The organism is Streptomyces actinomycinicus (assembly GCF_016741775.1).
Lineage (GTDB): Bacteria > Actinomycetota > Actinomycetes > Streptomycetales > Streptomycetaceae > Streptomyces > Streptomyces actinomycinicus.
Genome location: NZ_JAERRK010000037.1, coordinates 1 through 25,927 on the forward strand (window position 1 = coordinate 1; position 25,927 = coordinate 25,927).

Below are 25,927 nucleotides of genomic sequence, written 5' to 3' on the forward strand. Positions count from 1 at the left end.
CGAGTACGGGTCCTGGAAGATCATCTGGATCTCGGACCGGATCGGCGCGAGTTGCTTGCGCGTCGCGCGGCTGATGTCCCTGCCCCGGTAGGTGATCGTGCCGCTCGTCGGCTCCATCAGGCGGGTGATGAGCCGGCCCGTGGTCGACTTGCCGCAGCCCGACTCGCCGACCAGGCCGAAGCTCTCGCCTGCGTGCACGGTCAGGTCGATGCCGTCCACGGCCTGCACCGAGCCGACCGTACGGCGGATCGGGAAGCCGCCCTTGACCGGGAAGTGCTTGGTCAGCCCCGCGACCTTGAGCAGCGGCTCCCCGTCCGCGCCGGTGCTCTTCTCCCGCGGGACCGGGAGGACCAGGTCCTCTTTCATGACGGTGTCCTCCTATGACCTAGCCCAGTCGGGGCTTGATCTCCTCGATGAAGATGGTCCGCTTCTGGTCGGCGGTCAGGTGGCAGGCCGACGCCCGGTCCGGGGCCAGCAGCGGGCGTTCGTTCACGCAGCGGCCCGCCCCCTCGACCCGGTCCTGGAAGGTGCAGCGCGGGTGGAAGCGGCAGCCGGACGGCGGGTGCAGCAGCGAGGGCGGGGCGCCGGGGATCGGGGAGAGCTGGGCGCCGAGGTCGGAGTCGAGGCGCGGCATCGAGTTCAGCAGGCCCCAGGTGTACGGGTGCTGGGGTGCGCGGAGCACCTCCTCGGTCGTGCCCCGCTCCACCGCGCCGCCCGCGTACATCACCATGATGTCGTCGGCCATGTCGGCGATCACGCCCAGGTCGTGGGTGATGAAGATGATGCCGGAACCGAACTCCTGCTGGAGGTCCTTGAGCAGGTCCAGGATCTGCGCCTGGACCGTGACGTCCAGGGCCGTCGTCGGCTCGTCGGCGATCAGCAGGTCGGGGTCGCAGACCAGCGCCATGGCGATCATCGCGCGCTGGCGCATACCGCCGGAGAACTGGTGCGGGTAGTCCGCCGCCCGTGCCCGGGGGTTGGGGATGCCGACCTTGCCGAGCATCTCCACGGCCCGCTCCCAGGCGGCCTTCTTGGAGGCGCCGTTGTGCTTCATGTACGGCTCGGCGATCTGCCGGCCGACGGTGTAGTACGGGGAGAGCGCGGTGAGCGGGTCCTGGAAGATCATGGCGACCTTGTTGCCGCGCAGCTTCTCCAGCTCCGACTCGCGGGCCGTGGTCAGCTCCCGCCCGTCCAGCAGGATCTCGCCCTCGACGGTGGTGAACATGGGGTTGTGCAGGCCGAGGATGGTCAGGTTCGTCACCGACTTGCCCGAGCCGGACTCCCCCACGATGCCGAGCGTCCTGCCGCGCTCCACGTCGAAGGAGAGTCCGTCCACGGCCCGTACGACGCCGTCCTCGGTCTTGAAGCTGACGTGCAGGTCCCGCACCGAGAGCAGAGGACCGGTGCCGGCCGGGTCGGGAGCACCGGCTTCCTTGGTCAGAGTGGTCACGACAGTGCTCCTAGGACAGCCGTACGCGCGGGTCGATGAAGGCGTAGGCGGCGTCGACGATGATGTTGAAGAGCAGGATCATGGTGGCGGAGAACAGCATCACGCCGAGCAGCAGCGGCAGATCGCTGAAGAACACGGACTGGACGGCGAGCTGACCGAGACCGGGCAGGCTGAAGGTGGTCTCGGTGATGATGGCGCCGCCGAGCAGCGAGCCGAGGTCGATGCCGAAGATGGTGACGATGGGGATCAGCGAGCCGCGCCAGGCGTAGCGGAAGAAGACGTAGCGCCGTGACATGCCCTTGGCGCGGGCGGTGCGGACGTGCTCCTCCTGGAGCTGTTCGATCATCGAGGACCGCGCCATACGGGTGTACTGCGCGGCGAAGATCGTGGAGAGGACCACCCAGGGGATGATCAGACCGGTGAACCAGGAGGCCGGGTCCTGGGTGAACTCGTTGTAGGCCGGCTTGTCGAACCAGTGCGTCTGGTAGACGAGGACGGCAAGCGCCAGCGGGCCCAGGAAGTAGATCTGCATCGAACTGAGCACCATCGCGCCGCCGGTCGCCGCCTTGTCGATCAGCGTGCCGCGCCGCCAGGCGGCGAGCAGGCCCGTGCCGAGGCCGACGATCAGGAAGCAGACGGCCCCGCCGAGGGTGAGCGAGAAGGTGGTGGGCAGGCGGTCCATCAGGGTTTCCCAGACCTGCTCGTTGGTGTGGTACGAGTAGCCGAAGCACGGGGCCGGGCAGGGGCCCTGGGCGAACTGGTCGCTGCCCAGGACGAGGTTGTGCAGGAAGATCCAGTACTGCTCGGGGATGGACTTGTCCAGGCCGAGCACATGGTGGATGTTCGCGATGCTGTCCGGGTTGCAGGTCTTGCCGCACATCAGCAGTGCCGGGTCACGGGGCACCCCGAAGAACAGCAGGAACGCGACGATGCTCAGCAGGAAAAGGATGACGACGGCACCGAGGGTCCGGCGCACGAGGAAGCGCAGCATGGCAGAGGCAGCTCTCTGACGTCGGCGGTCCGGGCGGTACCCGGCGCCCCGCGACTGTGCGGGCGCGCCGGGTACCGGCAGGGGACGGTTACTTGATGTAGAGGCGACGCGGGTCGACCCCGCCGAGCACGTCGTCGTAGACGAGGCCGCCGACCTTGGAGCCGGCGATCTGGGTCTGCTTGTAGTACGCCGTCGGGACGACGTTGACGACGTCCTTGACGATGTACTGGTCGAGCTTCTCCCACTCGGCCGCGGACTTGACCGGGTCGGTGATCTGGTTGATCCGGTCGATCTCGCTGTTGATCTTCGGGTCGTTGATCTGCGAGTAGTTCTGCGCGCCGTCGGCGATCACGCGGCCGTCGTACAGCGGCGGCATCACGGTCGAGGCGGACGGCCAGTCGGCACCCCACGCGGTGTGGAAGATGTCGTAGTTGTTGTTCAGCTTGGAGACCTGGTCGTAGAAGGTCTCGGCCGGGATCTCCTGGCGCTGGACGTTGAAGCCGGCCTTCTTCAGGCCCGCCGCCATGGCGGTGGAGTACTGCTGGCCCTCGGGGGTGTTGATGTAGCCGAAGGTCAGCTTCATGTTGAGCTTGCCGGCCTTCTGCAGCAGCTCCTTGGCCTTGGCCGGGTCACCGGCGGGCTTCTTCTTCTTGCCCCACGGGTCGAACGCCGCGTCGTAGCCGGAGACGGTCGGGGAGATCAGGCCGCCCGCGACCTCCATGGCGTCGGTGCCGCCGTAGGCGCGCACGAACGGGGTGACCGGCAGGGCGTAGGCGATGGCCTCGCGGATCGTCTTGTCCTTCATGGCCGGGTGGCTCATGTTGATGTTCATCTGGCCCACGTACGGCTGGTAGCCGGAGACCGTGCGGGCCTTCATCTTCGGGTCGCGCAGCACCTGGGAGAGGTTGCCCGCGTCGACCTGGTTGTTGAAGCTGACGCCGGCCTGGTCCGCGCCGCTGTCGGCGAGCAGGGCCTTGGTGGACGTCTCGTACTGCTGGTTGAACGTGATGTTGAACTGGTCCACGTACTGGTGGCGGATCGGGTCCGTCTTCGGGTCCCAGTTGGTGTTCTTGACCAGCACCATCGACTTGCCGGACTTGAAGGACTCGATCTTGTACGGGCCGGTCACGACCGGCGCCTTGTCGTACTTCTCCTTGGTGTCGCCCTTCTCCGAGACCAGCGCGTAACCCGCCATCGCCAGGGCGTAGGGGAGGTCGGGGTGCGGGGTCTTGAAGTGGAAGACGATCGTCTTGTCGTCCGGGGTCTCCAGGACCGAGTCGGGCAGGTGCTTGCCCTTGTAAGGGCCGTCCTTGAGCAGCTTGCGGTACTCCGTGCCCGGCTTGTCGGCCAGCCACTGCTGGAGGTAGGTGGGGCCCTGGTTGATGAACGGCGCGAAGAGCCGCTCGACGCTGTGCCGGACGTCCTTGGACGTGATCGGGGAACCGTCCTGGAACTTCACGCCGTCCTTGAGGGTGTACTTCCAGGTCTTGCCGCCGTCGGTGGTGGTGCCGGAGTCGGTGGCGAGGTCGCCGACCACCTCGTGCTTGCTGCCGTCGTCGCTCGTGGCCTTGTAACCGGTCAGGCCGCGGTGGAGCAGCGAGGCCAGCGAGCCCTCGTCGGAGACGTAGATCTGCGCCGGGTCGAGGTGGGCGTAGCTGTCACGCTGCAGCACCTCCATCGTGCCGCCGGACTTGGCGCCGGGTACCTCCGCGGCCGGGCCCGTGGAGGCCGCCGCGTCACCGAACTTGATGGACGCCTGCTGCCGCTTGGCGTTCTGCTGGTCCTTCTTGCCGTCGCTGCCGCCGTCGCTGCCGCCCTTGCTGCAACCGGTGAGCACAAGAGCCCCGGCCGCGAGCACGGAGAGTGTGCCGTAGGCGTGGCGTCCGCCCCTACTCATCACGAAGATTCCCACCCATCTGTGTGTCACCAGTGCGATCTGTGTGTCACCAGTGCGAAAGAGAACGTGCTAAAGGTCAGCGCGCGGTCTTGGGATCGAATGCGTCTCTGACCGAGTCCCCGAGCAGGTTGAACGCGACGACGAAAATGATCATCGAGATGCCGGGGAAGAACATGTAGGTGATGTCGTTCTGCATCACCAGTTCGGTGGACGCCTTGGAGAACATCTGTCCCCAGTCCGGCGTCGGTTCGACGATGCCCACACCGAGGAAGGACAGACCGGCCTCGGCGGTCACGAAACCGGGCAGCAGATACGTCGACTGCACCAGCAGCGGGGTGACGATGTTCGGCAGGATCTCCTTGCGGATGATCCGCCAGGGTGACGCACCGCTGACCTTGGCCGCCTCGATGAACTCCCGTTCCCGCAGGGCGAGTGCGGTGCCGCGCAGGATGCGGCCCAGGCCCATCCAGCCCAGGAACCACTGGACGAGGATCAGCGCCACCACCCGGACGTACGTGGGTGTCTCGTCGCGTGGGCTGACGAACAGGGAGACGACGACGGGCATGCTCGCGATGAAGAACAGCTGGGCCGGGAAGGCGAGCAGGAAGTCGATGACCCGGCCGATGATGTAGTCGGCCTTGCCGCCCAGGTAGCCGGCCGTGACGCCGAGCAGGATGCCGGTCACGACGACCGCGACCGTCACGGCGACCGAGATCATCAGCGAGGTGCGGATGCCGTAGATCAGCTTGGTGAAGACGTCGTAGCCGTTGCCCGGTTCGAGGCCGAACCAGAACTCGCTGCTGATACCGCCGTTGGGCTGCACCGGCACGCCGGCGCTGTCGAAGAGTTCGGGGCGCTCGTCCGCGTACACGGTGTACGGGTCCTTGCCGTACAGCTTGGAGATGAGCGGGGCGAGCAGTCCGATCAGGAAGAAGAAGCCCACGACGTAGGCCGAGATCACGCCGGTGCGGTCGCGCTTGAAGCGCATCCACATCAGCTGGCCGGGTGACCGGCCTTCGAGCTTGACGGCTTCGCTCTTCGTCTCCGGCCCTGGTTCGCCGTCGACGACGACCGAAGCTCCGCCGCCCTCAATGTCGATAGGACTTGTCACGGTTCGTCCGTTCCACAGGTATAAGTGTGAGTGGTACCCGGGTACTCCGAGGACGCGCTAATCCGCAGCCGGACGCGCGTAGTTCTACAGACGGATCACACCGATGGACGTGACGGACCGACCCACTTGGTGTTCGTGACACCACGCATGGGGGTTCCTCCTCATGACTTCACGTGTTCACCAACAGGAGAGGGTTACCGTCTTCCCTCCGACACCCCTGACGGAGGGTCAGACACCCCCTGGTGCTCGTGAGTCGGCGCTGTCCCCACAGCGCGAGACCCATTGACCCGAGCGCTACGCGGCTAACTATCTGCCATGAGGCAGGTGGCGACCACTGTCTTTAAATCTCAATTCAGTCACAGCTGACGCGAAGAACTTCCAAAAACTGGACAAACTGTTCGCCGGGAGAAGGCCGCGAAACGGACGTGTTACATGGGTATCGGTCGGGGATCTCCGCAATCCGGACACCACTGACCCCGTGTTCACCCGCCGGCCGCCGGAAAACGGGTTGCAAAAAGCCCGGGTGCCCCCATCATGGGGACACCCGGGCTCAAGTGCGGGCGGATCAGCCGTGCTTGGCGCGGCTCGCGGCGCGGGCACGGTCACGCTGGTCGAGCACGACCTTGCGGATGCGAACGGCCTCCGGGGTCACCTCGACACACTCGTCGTCGCGGCAGAACTCCAGCGACTGCTCCAGCGACAGCTTGCGCGGCGGCACGATCGACTCGGCCACATCGGCCGTCGAGGACCGCATGTTGGTGAGCTTCTTCTCCTTGGTGATGTTGACGTCCATGTCGTCGGAGCGGGAGTTCTCGCCGACGATCATGCCCTCGTACACCTCGGTGCCCGGCTCCACGAAGAGCACGCCGCGCTCCTGAAGGTTCGTCATCGCGAACGCGGTGACGGCACCGGAGCGGTCGGCGACGAGCGAACCGTTGTTGCGGGTCTGCAGCGTGCCGAACCAGGGCTCGTGGCCCTCGTGGATCGAGTGGCCGATACCGGTGCCGCGGGTCTGGGTCAGGAACTCGGTGCGGAAGCCGATGAGGCCGCGGGAGGGCACCACGAACTCCATGCGGACCCAGCCCGAGCCGTGGTTGGACATGTTGTCCATACGGCCCTTGCGGACGCCCATGAGCTGCGTGACGGCGCCCATGTGCTCCTCGGGCACGTCGATCGTCATGCGCTCGACGGGCTCGTAGACCTTGCCGTCGACGTCCTTGGTGACGACCTGGGGCTTGCCGATGGTCAGCTCGAAGCCCTCGCGGCGCATCTGCTCGACCAGGATGGCGAGCGCCAGTTCACCACGGCCCTGGACCTCCCAGGCGTCCGGGCGGTCGGTCTCCAGCACGCGCAGCGAGACGTTACCGATCAGCTCGCGGTCCAGGCGGTCCTTGACCTGGCGGGCGGTGACCTTGCGGTCCTTGACGGCCGCCTTCGCGTCCGCGCCCTTGCCGGTGCCGCCGCGGCCGACCAGCGGGGAGGTGTTGGTGCCGATGACCATGGAGATCGCGGGCTCGTCCACCGTGATCAGCGGGAGCGGGACCGGGTTCTCGGTGTCGGCGAGGGTCTCGCCGATCATGATGTCCGGGATACCGGCGACGGCGCAGATGTCACCGGGGCCGGCCATCTCCGCCGGCTTGCGGGTGAGCGCCTCGGTCATCATCAGCTCGGAGATGCGGACGTTGCTCACCGAGCCGTCGCGCTTGATCCAGGCGACCGTCTGGCCCTTGCGCAGCTCGCCCTGCTCGACGCGGAGCAGCGCGATACGGCCGAGGAAGTTGTCGGCGTCGAGGTTGGTGACGTGGGCCTGGAGCGGCGCGTCCTCCTCGTACGTCGGGGCCGGGATGTGCTCGAGGATCGTGGAGAAGAACGGCTCCAGGCTGTCGCTGTCGGCCGGGACCGTGCCGTCGTCCGGCTTGGTCAGCGAGGCGACGCCGTCACGGCCGCAGGCGTAGACGATCGGGAACTCGATCTGGTCCTCGTCCGCGTCCAGGTCCAGGAACAGGTCGTAGGTCTCGTTGACGACCTCGTCGATGCGGGAGTCCGGGCGGTCCGTCTTGTTGATGCACAGGATGACGGGCAGGCGCTGCTGGAGGGCCTTGCGCAGCACGAACCGGGTCTGCGGCAGCGGGCCCTCGGAGGCGTCCACCAGCAGCACGACACCGTCGACCATCGACAGACCGCGCTCGACCTCGCCGCCGAAGTCGGCGTGGCCGGGGGTGTCGATGATGTTGATCGTGATCGGGTCCCCGCCGTCCTTCGGGTGGTACTTGACCGCCGTGTTCTTGGCGAGGATCGTGATGCCCTTCTCACGCTCCAGGTCGTTCGAGTCCATGACTCGGTCGTCGACCTGGTCGAGCTGGTGGGCGGCGAACGCGCCGGCCTGCTTCAGCATGCCGTCGACGATGGTGGTCTTGCCGTGGTCGACGTGGGCGACGATGGCGACGTTGCGGATGTCGTGGCGCGTGGCCATATTGCGACGTACTCCCGGGGTGTGAGGAAGGCCCTCTGCGTACGTCCGTGTGACGCGGGCCCTGCCGGGCTTGACATGCCACGGCCTCACCCCATGTTACGTGGCCCTGAGGGGGTAGGCCTCCTCAGGGCCACATGGGTCTCACTTGACGGACGGGCTCGGCGAGACCTTCGCCCCCTTCTTCAGGTAGCCCATGTCCTCGTAGACCGGCGTCTGGAAACCGAAGGCCCCCGCGTTGACCAGGTTCTTCCGCGCTCCCACCAGCTGGGGCCGCTGGTAGAGGGGGACGGATCCGGCCGCGGCCCAGATCCTGGCGTCGGCCTTGCGGATCAGGTCCTTCGCCTCGTCCTCGTCCAGCGTGGTCGCGGCCTGGTCGAAGAGCTGGTCGACCTGGTCCGTACCGACCCGCGTGTAGTTCTGCTCGACGTTCACCGAGCCGTCCGCCGCCGGCAGCGGCTTGGCGTAGACCGGCCGGGCGTCCGTCGCGGGGAAGGCGGAGGACGGCCAGGAGTACAGGGCGAGGTCGTAGTCGCCGGCGGCGATGTGGTCCTTGAAGTAGCTCTCGTCCGAGACCTTGGTGATCGTCGTACGGATGCCGACCTGTTCCAGCATCGTGGAGATGCGCTCGGCGACCGTGTTCAGCGTGTCCGAGCCGGGGCCGGAGGGCAGGACGAAGCGGAGCGCGAGGGCCTTGCCGTTCTTGGCGAACGGTCCGGCCGGGGCGGCGGCCGGGGCGGCCGTGCCCTGGGGGGCGTACGCGCCGGGCGCGCCGCCGTGCCGGCTCTCGCGGGCGAGGTGGTCGCCGTGCTCGCGCTTGTCGTCGGCGGACTCGTGGTGCTTGCCCTTGCCGTCGCCGCGCCGGTCGTCCCGCGACGCGTCCCGCCCCTCGTACCGCGCCGCGCTCCGGGCCTCCTCCTCCTGTACCTCGTCCGGGCCGTCCTCCTGCGCCTCGTCCTGCCCGTCGTCCCGGTTCTTGTCGTCCTGGTTCTTGTCGTCCTCGCCGACGATGTACTCGCCGTCGCTGCCGCCCTCCGACGTGTCCTCGGACTTACGCTCGGGGCCGGCCGCCTTCTCGGGCTTCTTCGGCTCCTTGACCGGGCCGCCGCGCACCCAGCCCGCGTCGGCGATCAGCGCCTGCGCCTCCTTGGTGTCCTGGTCGCCGATCGCGCCGCTGTTGTCGGCATAGGCGGCCTGTCCCGCCAGGGCCAGGTGGCTGCCGACCGGAACGGCGGGCAGGCCCAGCGGGGCGAGCACCAGCCGGGCCAGCTCCTCGCGGTCCAGGGCGCGGGCGACGGCCCGGCGGACCCGCTCGTCGGCGAGGGGGCCCGTCGAGCCGTTCAGGGCGAGCTGGGTGTAGGCGGGCTCCAGGGACTTGCGGACCTCGAAGTCGCGCAGCGCCTGCTGCTGGTCCAGGTACCGGGTGATCGCCTTGCGCAGCTTCTTGTCGCCGGCGTGCACCTCGTCGGAGTCGAAGCCGTGGGCGAGCGCCCAGGAGCGCAGCTTCTTCGCGGAGGTCTTCCCGGAACCCTGCAGCGGGGTGCCGGTGCCCTTCTCCCGGGTGGCGAGGCCGATGCGCTGCGCCTCGGCGGTGTCGACCTCGGCGAGGTCCACGCTGCCGTCGGCGAGCGCGGCGGCCCGCTTGTCGCGGGCGACGGCGTGCAGCACGATCTGGTTCAGCTTGGCCGGCTTGCCCCACCAGCGCGGGTTGCGGGTGAGGACGACGTCCTTCTTGGCGGTGTCGACCTTCTCCACCTTGAAGGGGCCGGCGGTGACGTTCAGCTTGCGGCGGGCGCCGTCGTTGAAGGCGTCCGGGGTGCCCATGACGTCCTTCGGGTACAGCGGTGAGAACAGCGACCGCCAGTCGGCGTAGGGGCGGTCGAAGGTGACCCGGACCTGGAGGTCGTTGGCGCCGCGCTCGATCTTCGCGATCCGGTCGTACCCGGCGTTGCGGGCGGTCCAGTAGGCGCTGTTCTTGCCGGACAGGGCCCGCCACTGGGCGACGAAGTCGGCGGCGCCGATCTCGCGGCCGTCGCTCCAGACGGCCTGCTGGTTCAGCTTGTAGAGCACGACCTGGCGCGGCTCGGTCTCGATGACCTTGGCGGATTCCAGGTAGGCGGGATTGGCCACCGGGCGGCCGGACGCGTCCAGGCGGAACATCGACGGCAGCACGGCCTGGGCGACCCGGCCGGTGGCGGCGTCGGCGTCGGCCTGGAAGGTGTTGAGGGTCTCGGGCACCGCGTCGACGGCCCACTTGAGGGTGCCGCCGTCGGCGACCAGCTCCCGGGCGGCCGGTGCGATGTCCTGCCCGGCGAGGGGTTTGCCGGCCTCGTCCTCGTCGGAGCCGCAGCCGGCGAGGAGCGGCACCGCGAGCGCTCCCGCGGTGAGGAAGGCGACCGAGCGCATGACCGCGCGCGGACCGACGCCGTCGTAGGACATCCTGCTACCTCCGTGAAGCCGCGGGCCTTATGCTCACATTTGTCGGTATCTGGAGCTGATCACTTTTGGCGGTATATGGAGCTGATCAGATCTATGCGGCCACTGAAGAGGAAAGGGTCCGGCCACCGTGGGCGACACGGCGACAGCGGGCGGTAACCCCACCCGTGCGGCGCAACACCCCCCTGGATGCATCCACGCGCCTCCGCCAATCGCTGCACATGCCTTCACACCGGCATGTGTGGCGCGCAACACTCCAAGGCGCATGAACGTTGCCGCTCAGGGCCCACCGGACCCACGAAAGTGAGGGCAAGCCATGTCCGTGCACGACGACATCACCTCGGTCCAGCGTTCCCTGGACGACATGTACCGGTCGCTGGGGCGCCTGGAGCACCAGCTCGGCAGCGGCGGCCTGGAGATGCGCCGGGTCAGGCTGGACGCCGACCATCTGCGGGAGAGCGTGGCCCTGCTGCGGGAGGCTGCCGCCGCCCCGGACACGGCACGCCGTCCCGACCTCGTCACCATCTCCGACACGCCCTACGACATCAGCCTGTGGACGGACTCGGACGACGAGGGCCTGGGCGCCCGCGACCGTCGCGCCCCCTGATCCCGCTACCGACCGGAGTCCCCTTTGGCCACTGGTACGGAACCCCAGCAGAACAGCGGCGGCGTACGGACCCGTACGCGCGCCGCGATCACCGCCCCGCACCTGCGGACCGACCGCTGGTGGCTGGCGCCCGCCGTCACCGCGGCCGGTCTGCTGGCCTTCGTGGTCTATTCGACCTGGCGGGCCTTCGCCAACACGCACTACTACGCGGCGCCGTACGTCTCGCCGTTCTACTCGCCCTGCCTGGCGGAGAACTGCCGGACCATGGGCGCCGGGCCGAACGCCGACCTCTTCGGGGCCTGGTGGGCCATCTCGCCCGCGATCATCATCCTGATCTTCCCGCTCGGCTTCCGGCTGACCTGCTACTACTACCGCAAGGCGTACTACCGCGCCTTCTGGGCGTCCCCGCCCGCCTGCGCGGTGGCCGAGCCGCACAGGAAGTACACCGGTGAGACCCGCTTCCCGCTGATCCTGCAGAACCTGCACCGGTACTTCTTCTACGCCGCACTCCTGGTCGCGGCCGTGCTCACCTACGACACCGTGCTGGCCTTCCGGGACCCGCACTACCGCTGGGGCCACATGGGCCTGGGCACCCTCGTCTTCCTGGCCAACATCGTGCTGATCTGGGCGTACACGCTGTCCTGCCACTCGTGCCGGCACATCGTCGGCGGCAAGCTCAAGCACTTCTCGAAGCACCCCGTGCGGTACCGGACGTGGCAGTTCATCGGGAAGCTCAACGCCCGCCACATGCAGCTGGCCTGGGCCTCGCTGCTGAGCGTGGCGCTCGCCGACTTCTACGTCTACCTCGTCGCGTCCGGGGTCTTCGACGATCCGCGCTTCTTCTAGAGATTCCAGTGAGGGACTGACTGATGTCCGTGGTGGACCGGCAGGAGTGGGACGTCGTCGTGGTCGGTGCCGGCGGCGCCGGGCTGCGGGCCGCGATCGAGGCGCGCGAGCGGGGTGCCCGTACGGCGGTGATCTGCAAGTCGCTGTTCGGCAAGGCGCACACGGTGATGGCGGAGGGCGGCATCGCGGCGGCGATGGCCAATGCCAACGAGCACGACAACTGGCAGGTCCACTTCCGCGACACCATGCGCGGCGGCAAGTTCCTCAACCAGTGGCGGATGGCCGAGCTGCACGCGCAGGAGGCACCGGACCGGGTGTGGGAGCTGGAGACCTGGGGCGCGCTGTTCGACCGTACGAAGGACGGCCGTATCTCGCAGCGCAACTTCGGCGGGCACGAGTACCCCCGCCTGGCCCACGTCGGCGACCGTACGGGGCTGGAGCTGATCCGCACGCTCCAGCAGAAGATCGTGGCCCTCCAGCAGGAGGACTTCAAGGAGACCGGGGACTACGAGTCCCGGCTGAAGGTCTTCCAGGAGTGCACGGTCACCCGGGTCCTGAAGGACGGGCCGCAGGTGTCCGGGGTCTTCGCCTACGAGCGGGAGTCCGGCCGCTTCTTCGTCCTGGAGGCACCCGCCGTGGTCGTCGCGACCGGCGGGATCGGCAAGTCCTTCAAGGTCACCTCGAACTCCTGGGAGTACACGGGCGACGGCCACGCGCTGGCCCTCCTGGCCGGTGCCCCGCTGCTGAACATGGAGTTCGTGCAGTTCCACCCGACCGGCATGGTCTGGCCGCCGTCGGTGAAGGGCATCCTCGTCACCGAGTCGGTACGCGGGGACGGCGGAGTGCTGCGGAACTCCGACGGCAAGCGGTTCATGTTCGACTACATCCCGGACGTCTTCAAGGAGAAGTACGCCGAGTCGGAGGACGAGGGCGACCGGTGGTACGAGGACCCGGACAACAACCGGCGCCCTCCCGAGCTGCTCCCCCGCGACGAGGTGGCGCGGGCCATCAACGCCGAGGTGAAGGCGGGCCGCGGCTCACCGCACGGCGGGGTCTTCCTCGACGTCTCCACCCGCATGCCCGCCGAGGTGATCCGGCGCCGGCTGCCGTCGATGTACCACCAGTTCAAGGAGCTGGCGGACGTCGACATCACGGCCGAGGCGATGGAGGTCGGGCCGACCTGCCACTACGTCATGGGCGGCATCGCGGTGGACTCCGACACGGCGGCGGCCCGCGGGGTGCCGGGACTGTACGCGGCCGGCGAGGTGGCCGGCGGCATGCACGGCTCCAACCGGCTCGGCGGCAACTCGCTGTCCGACCTGCTGGTCTTCGGCCGCCGCGCGGGCTGGCACGCGGCCGAGTACGCGCAGGGGCTGGCCCACCGGCGCCCGCCGGTCGACGACGCCCAGGTCGACACGGCCGCGGCGGAGGCCCTGCGCCCCTTCTCGGCGGAGGCCGAGGGCGAGGCGGGCCCGCCGGAGAACGCGTACACCCTGCACCAGGAGCTCCAGCAGACCATGAACGACCTGGTCGGCATCATCCGCCGCGAGGGCGAGATGGAGCAGGCCCTGCACAGACTGGCCGAGCTGCGGGAGCGGGCCCGGCGGGCCGGCGTCGAGGGCCACCGCCAGTTCAACCCCGGCTGGCACCTCGCCCTCGACCTCAGGAACATGCTGCTGGTCAGCGAGTGTGTGGCCCGGGCGGCGCTGGAGCGCACCGAGTCGCGCGGCGGCCACACCCGCGAGGACCATCCGACGATGGACCGCGCCTGGCGCAACGTGAACCTGCTCTGCACCCTGGCCGACCCCACCGGCGGGCTCGCGGCGACCGACCCCGCCCGGGGCCAGATCCGCCTCGCCCGGGAGACCACCGATCCCATCCGCCCGGACCTGCTCGCCCTCTTCGAGAAGGAGGAGCTGGTCAAGTACCTCGCCGAAGAGGAGCTGTACGAGTGAGCAGCTACGAGGCCCGTTTCAAGGTGTGGCGGGGCGACGGACAGGGCGGCGGCCTGAAGGACTTCACGGTGGAGGTGAACGACGGCGAAGTGGTCCTGGACATCGTCCACCGCATCCAGGCCACCCAGGCGCCCGATCTGGCCGTGCGCTGGAACTGCAAGGCAGGCAAGTGCGGTTCGTGCTCGGCGGAGATCAACGGCCGCCCGCGGCTGCTGTGCATGACCCGCATGTCGGTCTTCGACCGTACGGAGACGATCACGATCACTCCGCTCCGCGCGTTCCCTGTGGTCCGTGACCTGGTGACGAACGTCGGCTTCAACTACCAGAAGGCGAGGGAGGTCCCGGCCTTCGTGCCGCCCGCCGGTGTGGGTCCCGGCGAGTACCGCATGATGCAGGAGGACGTGGACCGCTCGCAGGAGTTCCGCAAGTGCATCGAGTGCTTCCTGTGCCAGGACACCTGCCACGTGGTCCGCGACCACGAGGAGAACAAGCCGGCGTTCGCCGGGCCGCGTTTCCTGATGCGGGTGGCCGAACTGGACATGCACCCGCTGGACGCCGCCGCGGAGACCGGCCTGGACCGCAAACGGACGGCCCAGGACGAGCACGGCCTCGGCTACTGCAACATCACCAAGTGCTGCACGGAGGTCTGCCCCGAGGGCATCAAGATCACCGACAACGCCCTGATCCCCCTGAAGGAACGCGCCGTGGACCGCAAGTACGACCCGCTGGTGTGGCTGGGCTCGAAGATCAGGAGGCGGACGCCGTGAGGGACGGCGCCTGAGCCCGTTCGTACGCCGTGCCACCGCGCAGCCGTCGGTCCGGGGCCGGGCGTCGCCGTTCGCGCCCGGCGGCCCCGGTCACCGGACCCAGTCCTCCTCGTAGGCCCGCCAGTCGTCCTCCGTCGCCGCGAAGTCGACGTACAGGGCCACGCCGAAGCGGGCGCGGTCGGCGTCGGTGCGGGACAGGCCCAGCCGGACACCGCGGACGGCCGCCGGGACCGTCTCTGCGTGCGCCCAGTGTCCGAACCGGTTCTCGTGGTAGAAGGGCAGGCCCATGAGGAGGTCCGTGGACTGCGGGGTGACCTCCAGAGCGAGGCTGGTCTGCTGGGCCACGTAGCCGCCGTACAGGCTCTGCAGCGGCTGCATGGTGTCGTACGACATCACGGCGATCTGGTCCACCCGGCGGGCCACCTGGCCGAAGTACGCCTGCGACCACCACTTCGGGTGCCCGGTGGTCGTGCCCCAGAAGGAGTGGAACGCGGGCACCGGGTCGATCTGGTGGGCAGCGACGGACAGGACGGCGTGGCGGGTCCGGGTGAGGGTGTGCAGGTCGTCGAGCAGGGAGAGGTAGTCGCGGTCGCCGGAGTGCAGGGGCTCCAGATCGAAGTGGGTGCCCTCGAAGCCGGCGTCGAGGATCTGGCGGGCGGAGGTCACGACCGCCGCGCGGGTGTCCGCGCGCTCCAGACGCAGCCCCTCCGGGCCCTCACTGGCCAGCTTGTCGCCGAGCCACGCCTGCACACGCACCCCGGGCAGTTCCCGGTGCACGGCACCGATCAGCCAGCGGGCCCGCGGCCAGGCCGAGCGGGGCAGCGTCCCGTCGTGCTCCAGCGGCCCCGCGTGGACGTACAGATCCCGGATCCCGGTACCCCGCAGCCGTGCGGCCAGCGCCTCGACGTCCTCGTCGGTCTTGCGCCCGTCCACCCAGGCATGGCCCAGCCAGAGGGCGTCCTGGTGCCGGGTGCGGGTGCCGGGGGCCGGATCGCCGGTGTAGTTGATGCGCAGAGCCGTCTCGGCGGTGAGGAGGGGGAGCGTGAGGAGAGCGACGGCGAGGAGAAGTCCGCGGACGATACGCCGCCGACGGGAGCGGCGCCCAGACGGGGACGGGGGGCTCGACCCCGCCGGCGTCCGGCTCCCCTCGCCGAGTCCCCGCGCGGGCTCGTCCGCCGACTGCCCGTCCGCAGGTTGTTCGCCTGCCGCGGGCTCGCCTGCCGCGGGCTCGCCTGCCGCGGGCACGTCTGCCGCGGGCACGTCTGTCGCGGGCTCCTCTGTCGCGGGCGCGTCTGTCGTGTGATCGTCTGGGCGGTGGGGGTTCCTCCGGTTCTTGTCCGTCCGGTTTTCGCCCGTCCGAATTTCTTCCATCCCGTCCCCCTGTCGGCCTGGTCCCCCACCCGTATCCGTCCCGCTCGCGAAGCCGCCTACCTGCCCATACTCTCCGAAATGTGACGTCCTCCCCGATCCGGGCCCGGCCCCGTGGCTCCACCGCGCACATACGGGCGCGGGTGGTGCATGCCGTGCTGGGTGTCCTGGCCGGTGCCGGGTGGCTGGTGTTGCCGGTGATGACGGTGAACACGCGTGATCCGGTTCCCGTGGCCCCCGTCGGCACGGCCGCGAGCAGCGCCGACCCGCAGCAGGACGAGACGTCCACGGCCGACCTGGTACTGCCGCTCGTCGCGGGCACCGCGGCCGTGACCCTGGCCGGATACGGCTATCTGCGCCGCACCCGGCGGGCCCGCACCCGGACGACGCCGGGCATCATCTCGGCCCGGCCGCCCGCGCCCACCCCGGCCGACTCCGAACGCCAGGCCCGGGCGGCGCTGCGCCTGGCCGACGACTGCGTGCGCACCAGCCGGGACGAACTGTCCTTCGTTCGGGAGGGGTTCGGGGAGAAGCCGGCGGAACCGTTCACCCATGCGCTGCGAGCGGCCGAGACCGAGCTGTCGGCGGCGTTCGCGATCTGGCGGCGGTACGAGGAGGGCCTCCCGGAGGACGCGAGCGCCCGGCGCCAGGCGCTGGTGGGCGTGATCGGCCGCTGCGCGGAGGCGGGGCGCCGGCTGGACGCCGAGGCAGGGGCGCTGGACCGGTTGCGGGGGTCGGGCGAGCAGGGGGTCGACGGGCAGGGCGTGGGCGGGCCCGAGGGCGAGGCGCGGGGTGCCGGGGTCTCGCTGGAGGTTGCCGAGGGACGGTTCCGGGACGTTGCGGTGCGGACGGTGACCGCGCAGGAGACCCTGGGTGCGCTCCGGGAGCGGTATGCGCACTCGGCGGCCGGATCGGTCACCGGGTACGTCGAACAGGCCAAGGACCGGTTGCTGTTCGCCACCGCCCGGCTCAACGAGGCCCGGCAGGCCGCCGACGCCGGTGACGGTCCGCGGGCGGCCCGGCAACTGCGCGCGGGCGAGGGCGCGGTGGCACAGGCCGAGATCCTCGTGGCCGGGGTGGAACGGCTGGCGGCGCAGCTGCGGGAGGCGGCGGGACTGGTACCGGCCGCGTTGACCGGCGCGGAGGCGGAGCTGGCGGCGGCCCGGGGGGAGGGGGCGCGGACCGCGCTGACCACGGGTGAGCTGCATGCCCGCCTGGCCTACGCGGACGGCGTGCTGGCGGCGGTCCGCGAGGAACTGACCGGGGGACCGTACGACCCGCTGGACGCGCTGCGCCGGACGGCCCGGGCCGTCGAGCGGGTGGCGGGGACGCGGCCGGGTGTGCTGGACGCCGCGGAACTGCTCGTGGCGCGGAGCGCGGTCGCGGCGGCTGAGGAGTTCGTCGCGGTGCACCGGGGAGCGGTGGGTGCGGAGGCCCGGGCCCGGCTGGCGGAGGCGGCACGTGAGCTGGGTGAGGGGAGCGCCGGCCGGGCCGACTCGGCGGCCGGGGAGGCGAGGGAGCTGGCCGAACGGGACGTACGGGCGCACGGCACGCCGTACGCCGGTGCCGGAGGGGACGCGGCCGGACTGGCGGGCGCGGTACTCGGCGGGATCCTCCTGGCCGAGGACCCGGACGGCGGCCCCCCGGCCGGCTTCGGCGGCCCCGGCACCCGCTCCCGCCACCACCTGCGCACCACCCCGTGACCGGGCTGCCGGCCTTCGCCCCCACAGCCACCCACCGGAGCCGACAGGACCGACGGGGCCAGCAGGAGGGGGACGAGCCGACAGGACCGACAGGAGGGGACGAGCCGACAGGACCGACAGGGAGGGGACGAGCCGACAGGACCGACAGGAGGGGACGAGTCGACAGGACCGGCAGGGAGGGGACGAGCGACAGGACCGGCAGGAGGGGACGGGCCGACAGGGCCGGACGAGCGGACAGGGCCGGATGAACCGACAGGGCCGACCGGCCCGGTCGAGCTGGCCGGTCCGGGCGGGGCGGCAGGGCCGGGCGGGCCGGCAGGGCCGGGCGGGGCGCCGGGGCGCGGTGGAGCGGTCAGCCCCTGGCACCCCGCCCGCCCCCGGACGAGCCGGCCGGGCGCGGGGTCAGAACAGGCTCAACAGGGCCTCGGCCGGGTCCGTGAGGCTACCCTCTCCGCCCGGGAGGGGCAGTTCGAACCACACCGTCTTGCCGCGAGGGGTCCTGCGGGAGCCCCACGCCGCGCTGAGCAGTCCGACCAACTGCAGACCGCGTCCCCCCTCGTCGGTGTCCCGGGCCCGCCGACGCCGTGGCTGGACCAGTCCGGAGTCCCAGACCTCGCAGACCAGCGTGCGGTCCAGCAGCAGCCGTAGCCGGATGTCTCCCTCGCCGTACCGCAGCGCGTTCGTCACCAGCTCGCTGACCAGGAGTTCCGCCGTGTCGACCAAGGGCTCCAGGTCCCAGGACAGCAGCTGGCCGCGGGCGTACTCGCGGGCCCGGCCCACGCTGCGCGGCTCACGGGGCAGGGTCCAGTCCCCCACGGAGTCGGCGGGCAGGCCCTGCACCCGGGCCATCAGCAGGGCGATGTCGTCCTCGCCGTGGTGCGTGTCGAGGGTGTTGAGGACGTGGTCGCAGACGTCCTCCAGGGGCCGGGTGGGGTCCGTCAGCGCGCCCACGAAGGCCTGGAGCCCCTCGTCCAGCGGATGGTCGCGGGACTCGACCAGTCCGTCCGTGTAGAGCGCCAGCAGCGCGCCCTCCGGGAGTTCGACCTCCACCTCCTCGAACGGCTCGCCGCCCACCCCGAGCGGCATGCCGGGCGGCACGTCGAGCATCAGCGCCGACTCGCCGGGTTCGACCAGCACCGGCGGGAGGTGGCCGGCGTTGGCGAACGTACATCGTCTGGTCACGGCGTCGTACACGGCGTACACGCAGGTCGCGAGGTACACCTCGGAGAGGTCGACGTCGCGGGGCTGCCGGGCGGTGCGGGTGGCCTGCTGGACCCCGCCGGGCGTGCCGAGTCCGCGTGCGATCTCGTCCAGCGCCGAGAGCACCTCCGCCGGTTCGAGGTCGAGCAGGGCCAAGGTCCTCACGGCCGTCCGGAGTTCACCCATCGCGACGGCCGCTCGCAGGCCCCGGCCCATGACGTCCCCGACGACCAGAGCCGTACGGTGACCGGGCAGTTCGATGACGTCGAACCAGTCGCCGCCGACCTCGGTCGCCGCGTTGCCCGGCAGGTAGCGGCAGGCGATGTCCAGGCCGGACGCCTCGGGGTCGCCGGGCGGGAGCAGGGACCGTTGCAGTATCAACGCCCGTTCGTGCTCGCGGCGGTAGAGGCGGGCGTTGTCGATGCAGACCGCCGCGCGGGCGGCCAGCTCCACGGCGAGGTCCCGGTCGCGGTCGCCGAACGGTTCGCTGCCCTTCGTCCGGGCGAACTGCGCGAGTCCTACGACCGTGTCGTGGGCGACCATCGGCACGGCCAGCGAGGACTGCACGAGACCGCCCTCCTCGGGGGGCACGTGCTGCGGGCGGGCGGTGCGCAGGGCGTCCGCGCAGGGCGAGTTGAACGGGAAGTGGTGGACCGCGCCGACCTCGACGGGTTCCCCGGAGCCGCTGAACGGGGCGCCGGAGACGGCGCTGGCGAAGGCGACGCGGCGGAGTTCGGCGCTGCCGTCGGCGAGGCCGGGCGGGGTCTCGTCGCCGGCCAGCAGACCCTGGTAGAGGTCGACGGTGGCGAGGTCGCAGAAGCCGGGGACGACCACGTCGAGGAGTTCGCGGGCCGTGGTCTCCAGGTCGAGCGAGTTCCCTATGCGGGCGCCTGCCTCGTTGAGCAGGGCCAGGTTGCGCCGGGCCGCGGCCGCCTCGCGGGCGGCGGCGCGCCGGGCGGTGATGTCAGTGCCGAGCCAGGCGATGCCGATGGGCCGGCCGCTGCCGCTGTGCACGCGGTAGAGGTTGACGGACCAGTGCCGGCGTTCCTCGGAGCCGGGGACGTAACCGGTGACGTGCATGTCGGTGATGGAATCGCCGGACTCCAGCACCCGCCGCAGGGTGGCCGAAACCCGCTCGGCCTCGGGGCGCGGGAGATAGTCGTGAACTCCCTTGCCGCGGTGGTCGTCCGGGGATCCTCCGAAGATGGAGGCGAATCGCATGTTGGCGCGACGGATCCGGAGGTCGAGGTCGATCAACAGGAAGCCGAAGGGGGATTGACCGAAAATCGCCTGCGAGGCGGCGAGATCGGTCTCGATGCTGCGCAGCGTGCGGACGTCCACGACGATGCAGACGGCGGCCTTCTCACCCTCGGCCGTGCGGGTCGGCATGACGTAGACCTCGGCCAGGCCCTCTTCGCCGCGGATGCCGTCCGGCCGGTCCGGCATCCGGAAGGGCACCACGCCGGTCCACTCGCGCCCGTCGAGGATTTCGGCCATCTTCCGCTGGCCGCGCACCCGGAGGTCGGGGTCGACGAAGGCCTCTATGGGGTCCATGCCGACGGCGTGTTCTGCGGGGATGCCGAAGAGCTGCTCGGCGCGCAGACTCCATTGGTCGACGAGCCCGCCGGGGCTGATGGAGAAGGAGGCGACCCTGATGTAGTCGTAGATCGAACCGGGCGGACTGCTCTGCCACATGGCGTCGCCGGGTGCCGCGGCATCCTCCGCGGCCTGACTCCTCGCGCCGTCCGACGGGTCCTCGGACTCCGTGGCCTTCGCTGGTATCTCGCTCACGCGAACCGTCCCCTCCAGCTCACCGCACCCGGCACCGGTCACCGGGGGCGGCTGCCCGCAGTATCCAGCACTACGGCGCCGCACGACACGGTGTTCACGATCACAGCTCGGTCCAGGTGTTTTTCGGACCGGTCCGTGACAACACTTCCACTCTTCTAACCAGGGAACACACCGCCGAATCACCCAGTCACGGACCGCGTGCGCCCCCGGCGCGCACGGCGGACGGCGCACCGGCGGTCGTACACCCCCCGCTCCGGCGGATGCTCCGGCCTCAGCCCGGCACCGCCAGCTCGAACCAGACGGTCTTTCCGGTCGGTCCGGGCCGGGTGCCCCAGCGGCGCGAGGACCCGGCGACCAGCTGGAGGCCGCGTCCGCTCTCGTCCTCGGGGTGCGCGGCCCGCTCGCGGGGCGGGTCCGGGAGCGGGTCGGAGACCTCGACCCGCAGCGCGCCGTCGAGGCCGGCGGGTCGGACGAGCCGTACCCCGATGGGCCCGGTGGCATGCCGCAGGGAGTTGGTGACCAGTTCGCTGACGAGCAGCGCGGCCAGGTCGGCGAGGCAGTCGAGGTGCCAGCCGTGCAACTGGCGGCGGACCGCGGCGCGGGCGGTGCGCACGGCACCCGGTTCCGCGGGAAAGGTCCACTCGGCGCAGTCGCCATCGGTGTCGATCACGCCGATCACTTCCCAGGCCAGTGAGCCCACCCATGTCCGGTTTCATGGGGTTAATGGGCACATACCCGATATCCCGCGGGCAGTACCGCGTAAGAGGGCGCACTGTGGCACGAACGGCGTACGAGGCGCTTCCCGGCGGGTGGCGAGCGCCGGATCGAGTGGTCGGCGCAGTCATCTCGAGGGGGCTCCGGACCGAGAGGAGCGCCGGGGCATCGGCGGCCCTCTCTTCGGCCGGTGCGCGGGACTACGCTCGGCCGGTCAGCGGACTACGCCGGACCGAGCGGCGGCAGCTCGGCCAGCTCTCGCACCGCCGGTACGTCCTGGTCGAGCCAGGGCACGTCCCAGAGTTCCCCGGCGTCGAGCCAGCGCAGCGCGTCGTGGTCCTCCAGGGGCCGGGGCGCGGGCGAACCGGGACGCAGCCGGGCGGTCCACACCTGGAGCACGTACGGCGCGCGCAGCTGCCACTCCCCCGGCACGCGGGCGATCGTTTCGGCGTCGACGCCGAGTTCCTCGCGCAGTTCGCGCACGAGCGCGTCCTCGGGCCGCTCGCCGGCCTCGACCTTGCCGCCGGGCAGTTCCCAGCGGCCGGCCAGGTCGGCGGGCGCGCTGCGGCGGGCGGCGAGCAGGCGGCTGCCGTCGAGCAGGGCGGCTCCCACCACCACGATGCGTTCCGCTTCGGGCGTCGTACGCGTCATGGAGGGGAGCCTACGGGAGGGCGCGGCTGGTCAGTTCCGCGAGCCGTCCCCGTTCTGGCCGATGCGCTCGACCCAGTACAGCTGCTTGTGTCCGCGGTCGTCGAGGCTGTCGGCGATCTTCTGCGCCTCTGCGCGGGTCGCGTACCGGCCGACGCGGTAGCGATTGCCGTTGTCGTCCTGCCGTATCACGATCCAGGGCAGGGAGACCGTGCCCTCACTCATGTCCCCCACCGCCCGCGGTCCTTCTCGCACCACCTCACCCGTCTCCCTTCCCGGGCCCCCGTCGCGCCCCGCCTGAGGAAACCGCAATCCGCATATGCCCGAGCGTACGCCCAACCTTCACGCAGCGAATACGCCTTTTCACAAAGAGGTACGCAACCAGCCAGAACGCCGGGGGCGCACGGGGCCGAATGCGCCGTCGTGAACTCCGCTGCCTCGGGTCGAGGACATACCGGCCAACCCGGGATCACCTGGGAGAACGGCCTGATTACTGCGGCCCGCCGGGTGCCGGCGACGGGCGGGAAACCGTGCTGTCCACCCCTGCGGGCGCGCAGGGGTGTGCGCTACCTCACGCGGGGGACGTGTGAACGCACGTCCGACTCCCGCCAGGGCCGCAGACCGGCCGCCGGGACCTGTGCCGCGGTCGCCGCACATCGGCCGCCGGGGCCTGTGCCGCGGTCACCGTACGGGCGGCCGGCGGGCGGCGCGGCAGCGGCGGCCGGGCCGGTGCCCGCGTCACTTCACGGGCAGGTGGTAGGCGACGCGGTAGCGATCGGCCGGGATCACCACGTCGGCGGTCTCCACCGGGCGGCCGGAGGCGAAGTACGTGCGCTGGACGACCAGGACCACGTGGCCGGGGACGCCGCCGAGCAGGTGCAGTTCCTCGGCGAGGCCGGGGCGGGCACCGACCTCCTCCGTGACGTTGTCCACGACGACGTCGATGGCCCCCATGCGCTCGACCACACCCATCCCGCCGAGCGGCCCTTCCTCCGGCAGCATCACCGGACTGCGGCCGGTGACGGCGAGGGGTTCCCAGGAGGTGGAGAGCATCATGGGCTCGCCGCCGTCCCGGAACAGGTACTTGGTGCGCATGACCCGGTCACCGGCCTGGATCGCGAGCCGCTCGGCGATGGCCGCGCCGGCCTCCGTCTGCTCGCTGCTGGACTCCCAGGTGCCACGGACGGCGGCGTCGGCCTGCTCCTGCCGGAAGGGGGTCGCGCCGCCGGACGGACGGAATCCGGAGCGGGCCACCCGCCTGGGCACCGGCCGCTCACGCACGTACGTCCCCGACCCGGAGCGGCCCTCGACCAGTCCCTCGGCCATCAGCACCTTGCGGGCCTCGAGGGCGACCGTGTCCGAGACGCCGTACTCCTCGCGGATGCGGGCCTGGGAAGGGAGCCGGGTGTGGGGTGGGAGTGAACCGTCGACGATCTTCTTGCGGAGATCACCCGCGACGCGCAGGTACGCCGGCTGCTCACCGAAAGTCACTGGCCGCTCCCATCAGTTTGTACAGACAGCAACAGCCTGGCAACCGTGGGTTGTGCCATGCAAGCAAAGGCCAGAGAATCACTCGATGTGATGCATGCGGGTGGGGAAGGCTTTACCCAGGCACTTTCTTCCCCGTATAGGGGTGCTCACGCCGAGGTGCACACGTCCGGGGGGCCACCCACGGCGAACGGTGACGCCCGCGGCGGCCGAGCCCGTGGACGGAGCCGGGGGAAGGCCCCGACTCGGGTGGCTGGAACGGCCCTTGTCGCTGGTGAGGGCTCGGAGCAGGGGGCGTGGACACCGGTACGGTGCTGCGGGGATGAGCCGCGCGGCCGGCACTGCGCGTATGGGAGAGCGCGGCGCAGTCAGCGAATTGTGAACGGGGATGAGCAAGACATGACCAAGGCCTCCGGAGAGGGCAACGAGTGAGCAAGGTGACCGAGGAGTCCGTCCGGCGCGTGAACGGGCTGACGGCCCGCTGGGCACACGCCCTGTCCGAGGGCGCGGCGTTCTCGGCGCCGGGCGTCTGGCCCCTGCTGGCCTTCCTGGCCGACGGTGCGGCGGGACCCGCGCGCGCGGAGCTGGCCGGCGCCCTGGGGGTGCCCGCCGAGCAGGCGGCCGGTGCCGCACGGGAGCTGCTGGCGGGACTGGCGTCGGTGTCCGGGCTGGATGCGGCACTCGGCCTGTGGACGTACCACGGGCTGCCGCTGCGCGAGGAGTGGCGGGCCGGTCTGCCCGCCGGAACCCACGGGGTGTTCGGGGACGACCTCGTCACCGCGCAGGAACGGCTGGACGCCTGGGCTGCCGAGCGGACCGGCGGGCTGGTCGAGCGCATGCCGGTGACACTCACCCGCGATGCCCGGATGGTGCTCGCCACCGCCCTCGCGCTGCGCACCGAGTGGCGGCAGCCCTTCAGCGAACTGCCGCTGTGGCCCGACTCCGGCCCCTGGCAGGGCCGTAGCCTCCGCGGACTGCACCGGCGCAGCGTACGGCCGGACCGGGTGGGGGTCACGGGCACCCCGGACGGCTTCGTCACCGCGCTGACGGTGCCCGGTGACAACGGCATCGACGTCCATCTGGTGCTGGGCGAGGAGCGGATGACGCCCGGTCAGGTGCTGGCGGCCGGTGTCGGGGTCGTGGAGCGCAGTCTGCCGCTGTCCGGGGGCGGCACGCTGTCGCACGGGCATGTGGGTCCCGGCCTGCACGTCCAGCAGCAGCCGGCCGTCGCGCCCGAGCCGACGACGCTGGAGGTGCAGACGGTGGCGTACGAGGTACGGGCCGACCACGATCTGCTCGCCCTGCCGGGCCTCTTCGGCCTCACGTCGGCGGCGGACGTCCAGGCCGCCCACTTCCCGGGCGTGAGCGCCTACCCGCTGGCCGTCGGGGAGGCCCGCCAGTCGGCCGTGGCCCAGTTCGGGGCGCGGGGCTTCCGGGCGGCGGCGGTCACGGCGGCCATGCCCGTGGCGGCCGGCGGGGTCCCGGAGTACCGCTACGAGACCACCGTCGTCCGCGTCGCCTTCGACCGTCCCTTCGGCTTCCTCGCGGCCGACCGCGAGTCCCGTCTCGTGCTGATGGCGGGCTGGGTCACCGAGCCGGCGCCGTACCCGGTCGGGAACCTCGGCCCGGCTGTCCCGCCCCCGCCGCCCGGCAGCTGAGACGGGCCCGGCAGGTGTGCCGTCTCCCCGGGGCCGGGCGGAGATGTGGTCGTCAACCGGCGGCCGTCAGTTGTTCCTTGATCGCGCGTGTCAGCGCTTCGTGCTGGTCGACCAGGTAGAAGTGACCGCCGGGGAAGACCCGTAGCTGGAACTCCCGGGGGGTCACGTCGGCCCAGGACGCCATGTCGTGGGCGGACATGGACGGGTCACCGTCGCCGACGTACGCGTGGACGGGGCAGTCGACCGGGGCGGGGTCGCGCGGTCCGTAGGTGCCCACCACGGTGAAGTCCGCCCGGATCGCGGGCAGGACGAGTTCGCGCAGGTCCGGGTCGTCGAGCAGCCGGGTGTCGGTTCCGCCGAGCCGCTGCAGTTCGGCGACCAGTGCCTCGTCCCCCTGTTCGTGGAGGCGGCGCGGGGTCAGCCGGTGCGGGGCCTTGCGGCTGGAGACGTGGAGGGCGGCGGGCCGTACGCCGTGCTCTCGCTGCAGCCGCAGCGCCACCTCGTAGGCGAGCGAGGCACCCATGCTGTGGCCGAACAGCGTCACCGGTACGTCCGCCGACGGCAGCAGCGCGGCGGTGACGTGGTCGGCGAGGGCGTCCATGCTGTCGACGCACGGGTCGGCCAGCCGGTCGTGGCGTCCCGGGTACCGTGTCACGAGGACCTCCGTGCCCTCGCCGAAGGCGCCGCCCCAGGCGTGGTAGAAGCTCGCGGAGCCGCCCGCGTGCGGCAGGACCACCAGCCGGCGGCGCGCCGCCTCCCCGAACACCCCGTACCTGCGGAACCAGCGGTCGCTGCCGACGGTCGTCCGCACGCTGTCACCCATTCGT

20 protein-coding genes are annotated in these 25,927 nt (G+C 70.9%); 6 read left to right on the forward strand and 14 right to left on the reverse strand.

The features are described from left to right. The 7 genes from JK359_RS37540 to JK359_RS37570 all read right to left on the reverse strand — a co-directional run. The coding region (locus tag JK359_RS37540) for an ATP-binding cassette domain-containing protein (protein WP_201844120.1) at nt 1-366 on the reverse strand (366 nt) is incomplete at its 3' end. Between the two features lie 19 nt (nt 367-385). After that, a complete protein-coding gene (locus JK359_RS37545; RefSeq protein WP_201844121.1) occupies nt 386-1,450 on the reverse strand; it encodes an ABC transporter ATP-binding protein in 1,065 nt (354 codons plus the stop codon). 10 nt (nt 1,451-1,460) lie between these two features. Then, entirely contained in the window at nt 1,461-2,441 is a 981-nt protein-coding gene (locus JK359_RS37550) for an ABC transporter permease (RefSeq protein WP_201844122.1), read from the reverse strand. A gap of 88 nt (nt 2,442-2,529) precedes the next feature. Next, nucleotides 2,530-4,338 (reverse strand): ABC transporter substrate-binding protein, encoded by a 1,809-nt coding sequence (locus JK359_RS37555; protein ID WP_201844123.1) that lies wholly within the window; start codon nt 4,336-4,338, stop codon nt 2,530-2,532. Between the two features lie 76 nt (nt 4,339-4,414). Beyond that, a complete protein-coding gene (locus JK359_RS37560) occupies nt 4,415-5,449 on the reverse strand; it encodes an ABC transporter permease (protein ID WP_201844124.1) in 1,035 nt (344 codons plus the stop codon). Nucleotides 5,450-6,014: 565 nt separating this feature from the next. Further along, nucleotides 6,015-7,922 (reverse strand): translational GTPase TypA, encoded by a 1,908-nt coding sequence (gene typA / locus JK359_RS37565; protein WP_201844125.1) that lies wholly within the window; start codon nt 7,920-7,922, stop codon nt 6,015-6,017. Between the two features lie 141 nt (nt 7,923-8,063). Further along, the gene (locus JK359_RS37570) at nt 8,064-10,358 is read right to left on the reverse strand and encodes an ABC transporter substrate-binding protein (protein WP_201844126.1); all 2,295 of its coding nucleotides are present in this window, start codon (nt 10,356-10,358) and stop codon (nt 8,064-8,066) included. Nucleotides 10,359-10,671: 313 nt separating this feature from the next. Here JK359_RS37570 and JK359_RS37575 point away from each other — a divergent pair, with 313 nt between their 5' ends. The 4 genes from JK359_RS37575 to JK359_RS37590 are packed head-to-tail and all read left to right on the forward strand — an operon-like array spanning nt 10,672 to nt 14,530. Further along, nucleotides 10,672-10,962, forward strand: a complete 291-nt coding sequence (locus tag JK359_RS37575) for an Rv0250c family protein (protein WP_201844127.1) — start codon at nt 10,672-10,674, stop codon at nt 10,960-10,962. 24 nt (nt 10,963-10,986) lie between these two features. Further along, complete coding sequence (sdhC, locus tag JK359_RS37580) at nt 10,987-11,808, forward strand: succinate dehydrogenase subunit SdhC (protein WP_201844128.1); 822 nt, start codon at nt 10,987-10,989, stop codon at nt 11,806-11,808. 23 nt (nt 11,809-11,831) lie between these two features. After that, nucleotides 11,832-13,763: a fumarate reductase/succinate dehydrogenase flavoprotein subunit gene (locus tag JK359_RS37585; RefSeq protein ID WP_201844129.1), complete on the forward strand. Its 1,932-nt coding sequence runs from the start codon at nt 11,832-11,834 to the stop codon at nt 13,761-13,763. Beyond that, nucleotides 13,760-14,530, forward strand: a complete 771-nt coding sequence (locus JK359_RS37590; protein WP_201844130.1) for a succinate dehydrogenase/fumarate reductase iron-sulfur subunit — start codon at nt 13,760-13,762, stop codon at nt 14,528-14,530. Before JK359_RS37585 ends, JK359_RS37590 begins: the two co-directional genes overlap by 4 nt. A gap of 90 nt (nt 14,531-14,620) precedes the next feature. On the opposite strand, the gene JK359_RS37595 is transcribed toward JK359_RS37590, so the two are convergent. Next, entirely contained in the window at nt 14,621-15,790 is a 1,170-nt protein-coding gene (locus tag JK359_RS37595) for a glycoside hydrolase family 18 protein (RefSeq protein WP_201844131.1), read from the reverse strand. Between the two features lie 191 nt (nt 15,791-15,981). Here JK359_RS37595 and JK359_RS37600 point away from each other — a divergent pair, with 191 nt between their 5' ends. Continuing rightward, nucleotides 15,982-17,601 carry a hypothetical protein gene (locus JK359_RS37600; RefSeq protein ID WP_201844132.1) on the forward strand — a complete coding sequence of 540 codons (1,620 nt, stop codon included), beginning with the start codon at nt 15,982-15,984 and terminating at the stop codon, nt 17,599-17,601. A 402-nt stretch (nt 17,602-18,003) separates the two neighbouring features. Here the strand turns inward: JK359_RS37600 and JK359_RS37605 are convergent, their stop codons facing one another. From JK359_RS37605 to JK359_RS37625, 5 genes are all read right to left on the reverse strand, one after another. Continuing rightward, entirely contained in the window at nt 18,004-20,592 is a 2,589-nt protein-coding gene (locus JK359_RS37605) for a SpoIIE family protein phosphatase (RefSeq protein ID WP_201844133.1), read from the reverse strand. A 271-nt stretch (nt 20,593-20,863) separates the two neighbouring features. Beyond that, on the reverse strand, nt 20,864-21,292 hold the full coding sequence (locus JK359_RS37610) for an ATP-binding protein (RefSeq protein ID WP_201844134.1): 429 nt from the start codon (nt 21,290-21,292) through the stop codon (nt 20,864-20,866). Nucleotides 21,293-21,528: 236 nt separating this feature from the next. Further along, nucleotides 21,529-21,957 (reverse strand): (deoxy)nucleoside triphosphate pyrophosphohydrolase, encoded by a 429-nt coding sequence (locus tag JK359_RS37615; RefSeq protein WP_201844135.1) that lies wholly within the window; start codon nt 21,955-21,957, stop codon nt 21,529-21,531. A gap of 30 nt (nt 21,958-21,987) precedes the next feature. After that, entirely contained in the window at nt 21,988-22,179 is a 192-nt protein-coding gene (locus JK359_RS37620) for an SPOR domain-containing protein (protein ID WP_201844136.1), read from the reverse strand. A gap of 513 nt (nt 22,180-22,692) precedes the next feature. Beyond that, nucleotides 22,693-23,445 (reverse strand): GntR family transcriptional regulator, encoded by a 753-nt coding sequence (locus tag JK359_RS37625; protein WP_201844137.1) that lies wholly within the window; start codon nt 23,443-23,445, stop codon nt 22,693-22,695. 425 nt (nt 23,446-23,870) lie between these two features. Between JK359_RS37625 and JK359_RS37630 the strand changes: the two genes are divergently transcribed. After that, a complete protein-coding gene (locus tag JK359_RS37630; protein WP_307788455.1) occupies nt 23,871-25,100 on the forward strand; it encodes a serpin family protein in 1,230 nt (409 codons plus the stop codon). 52 nt (nt 25,101-25,152) lie between these two features. Here JK359_RS37630 and JK359_RS37635 read toward each other — a convergent pair whose 3' ends face one another. Beyond that, nucleotides 25,153-25,923, reverse strand: coding sequence for a thioesterase II family protein (locus tag JK359_RS37635; RefSeq protein ID WP_201844138.1), 771 nt, complete (start codon nt 25,921-25,923; stop codon nt 25,153-25,155). Nucleotides 25,924-25,927: the final 4 nt, after the last annotated feature.

Bases quoted from the DNA above. Each gene is read 5' to 3' on its own strand.
- JK359_RS37635 (WP_201844138.1), bottom strand. From the start codon at position 25,923: ATGGGTGACAGCGTGCGGACGACCGTCGGCAGCGACCGCTGGTTCCGC.
- JK359_RS37570 (WP_201844126.1), bottom strand. From the start codon at position 10,358: ATGTCCTACGACGGCGTCGGTCCGCGCGCGGTCATGCGCTCGGTCGCC.
- typA (WP_201844125.1), bottom strand. From the start codon at position 7,922: ATGGCCACGCGCCACGACATCCGCAACGTCGCCATCGTCGCCCACGTC.
- JK359_RS37585 (WP_201844129.1), top strand. From the start codon at position 11,832: ATGTCCGTGGTGGACCGGCAGGAGTGGGACGTCGTCGTGGTCGGTGCC.
- JK359_RS37575 (WP_201844127.1), top strand. From the start codon at position 10,672: ATGTCCGTGCACGACGACATCACCTCGGTCCAGCGTTCCCTGGACGAC.
- JK359_RS37555 (WP_201844123.1), bottom strand. From the start codon at position 4,338: ATGAGTAGGGGCGGACGCCACGCCTACGGCACACTCTCCGTGCTCGCG.
- JK359_RS37620 (WP_201844136.1), bottom strand. From the start codon at position 22,179: ATGAGTGAGGGCACGGTCTCCCTGCCCTGGATCGTGATACGGCAGGAC.
- JK359_RS37615 (WP_201844135.1), bottom strand. From the start codon at position 21,957: ATGACGCGTACGACGCCCGAAGCGGAACGCATCGTGGTGGTGGGAGCC.
- JK359_RS37550 (WP_201844122.1), bottom strand. From the start codon at position 2,441: ATGCTGCGCTTCCTCGTGCGCCGGACCCTCGGTGCCGTCGTCATCCTT.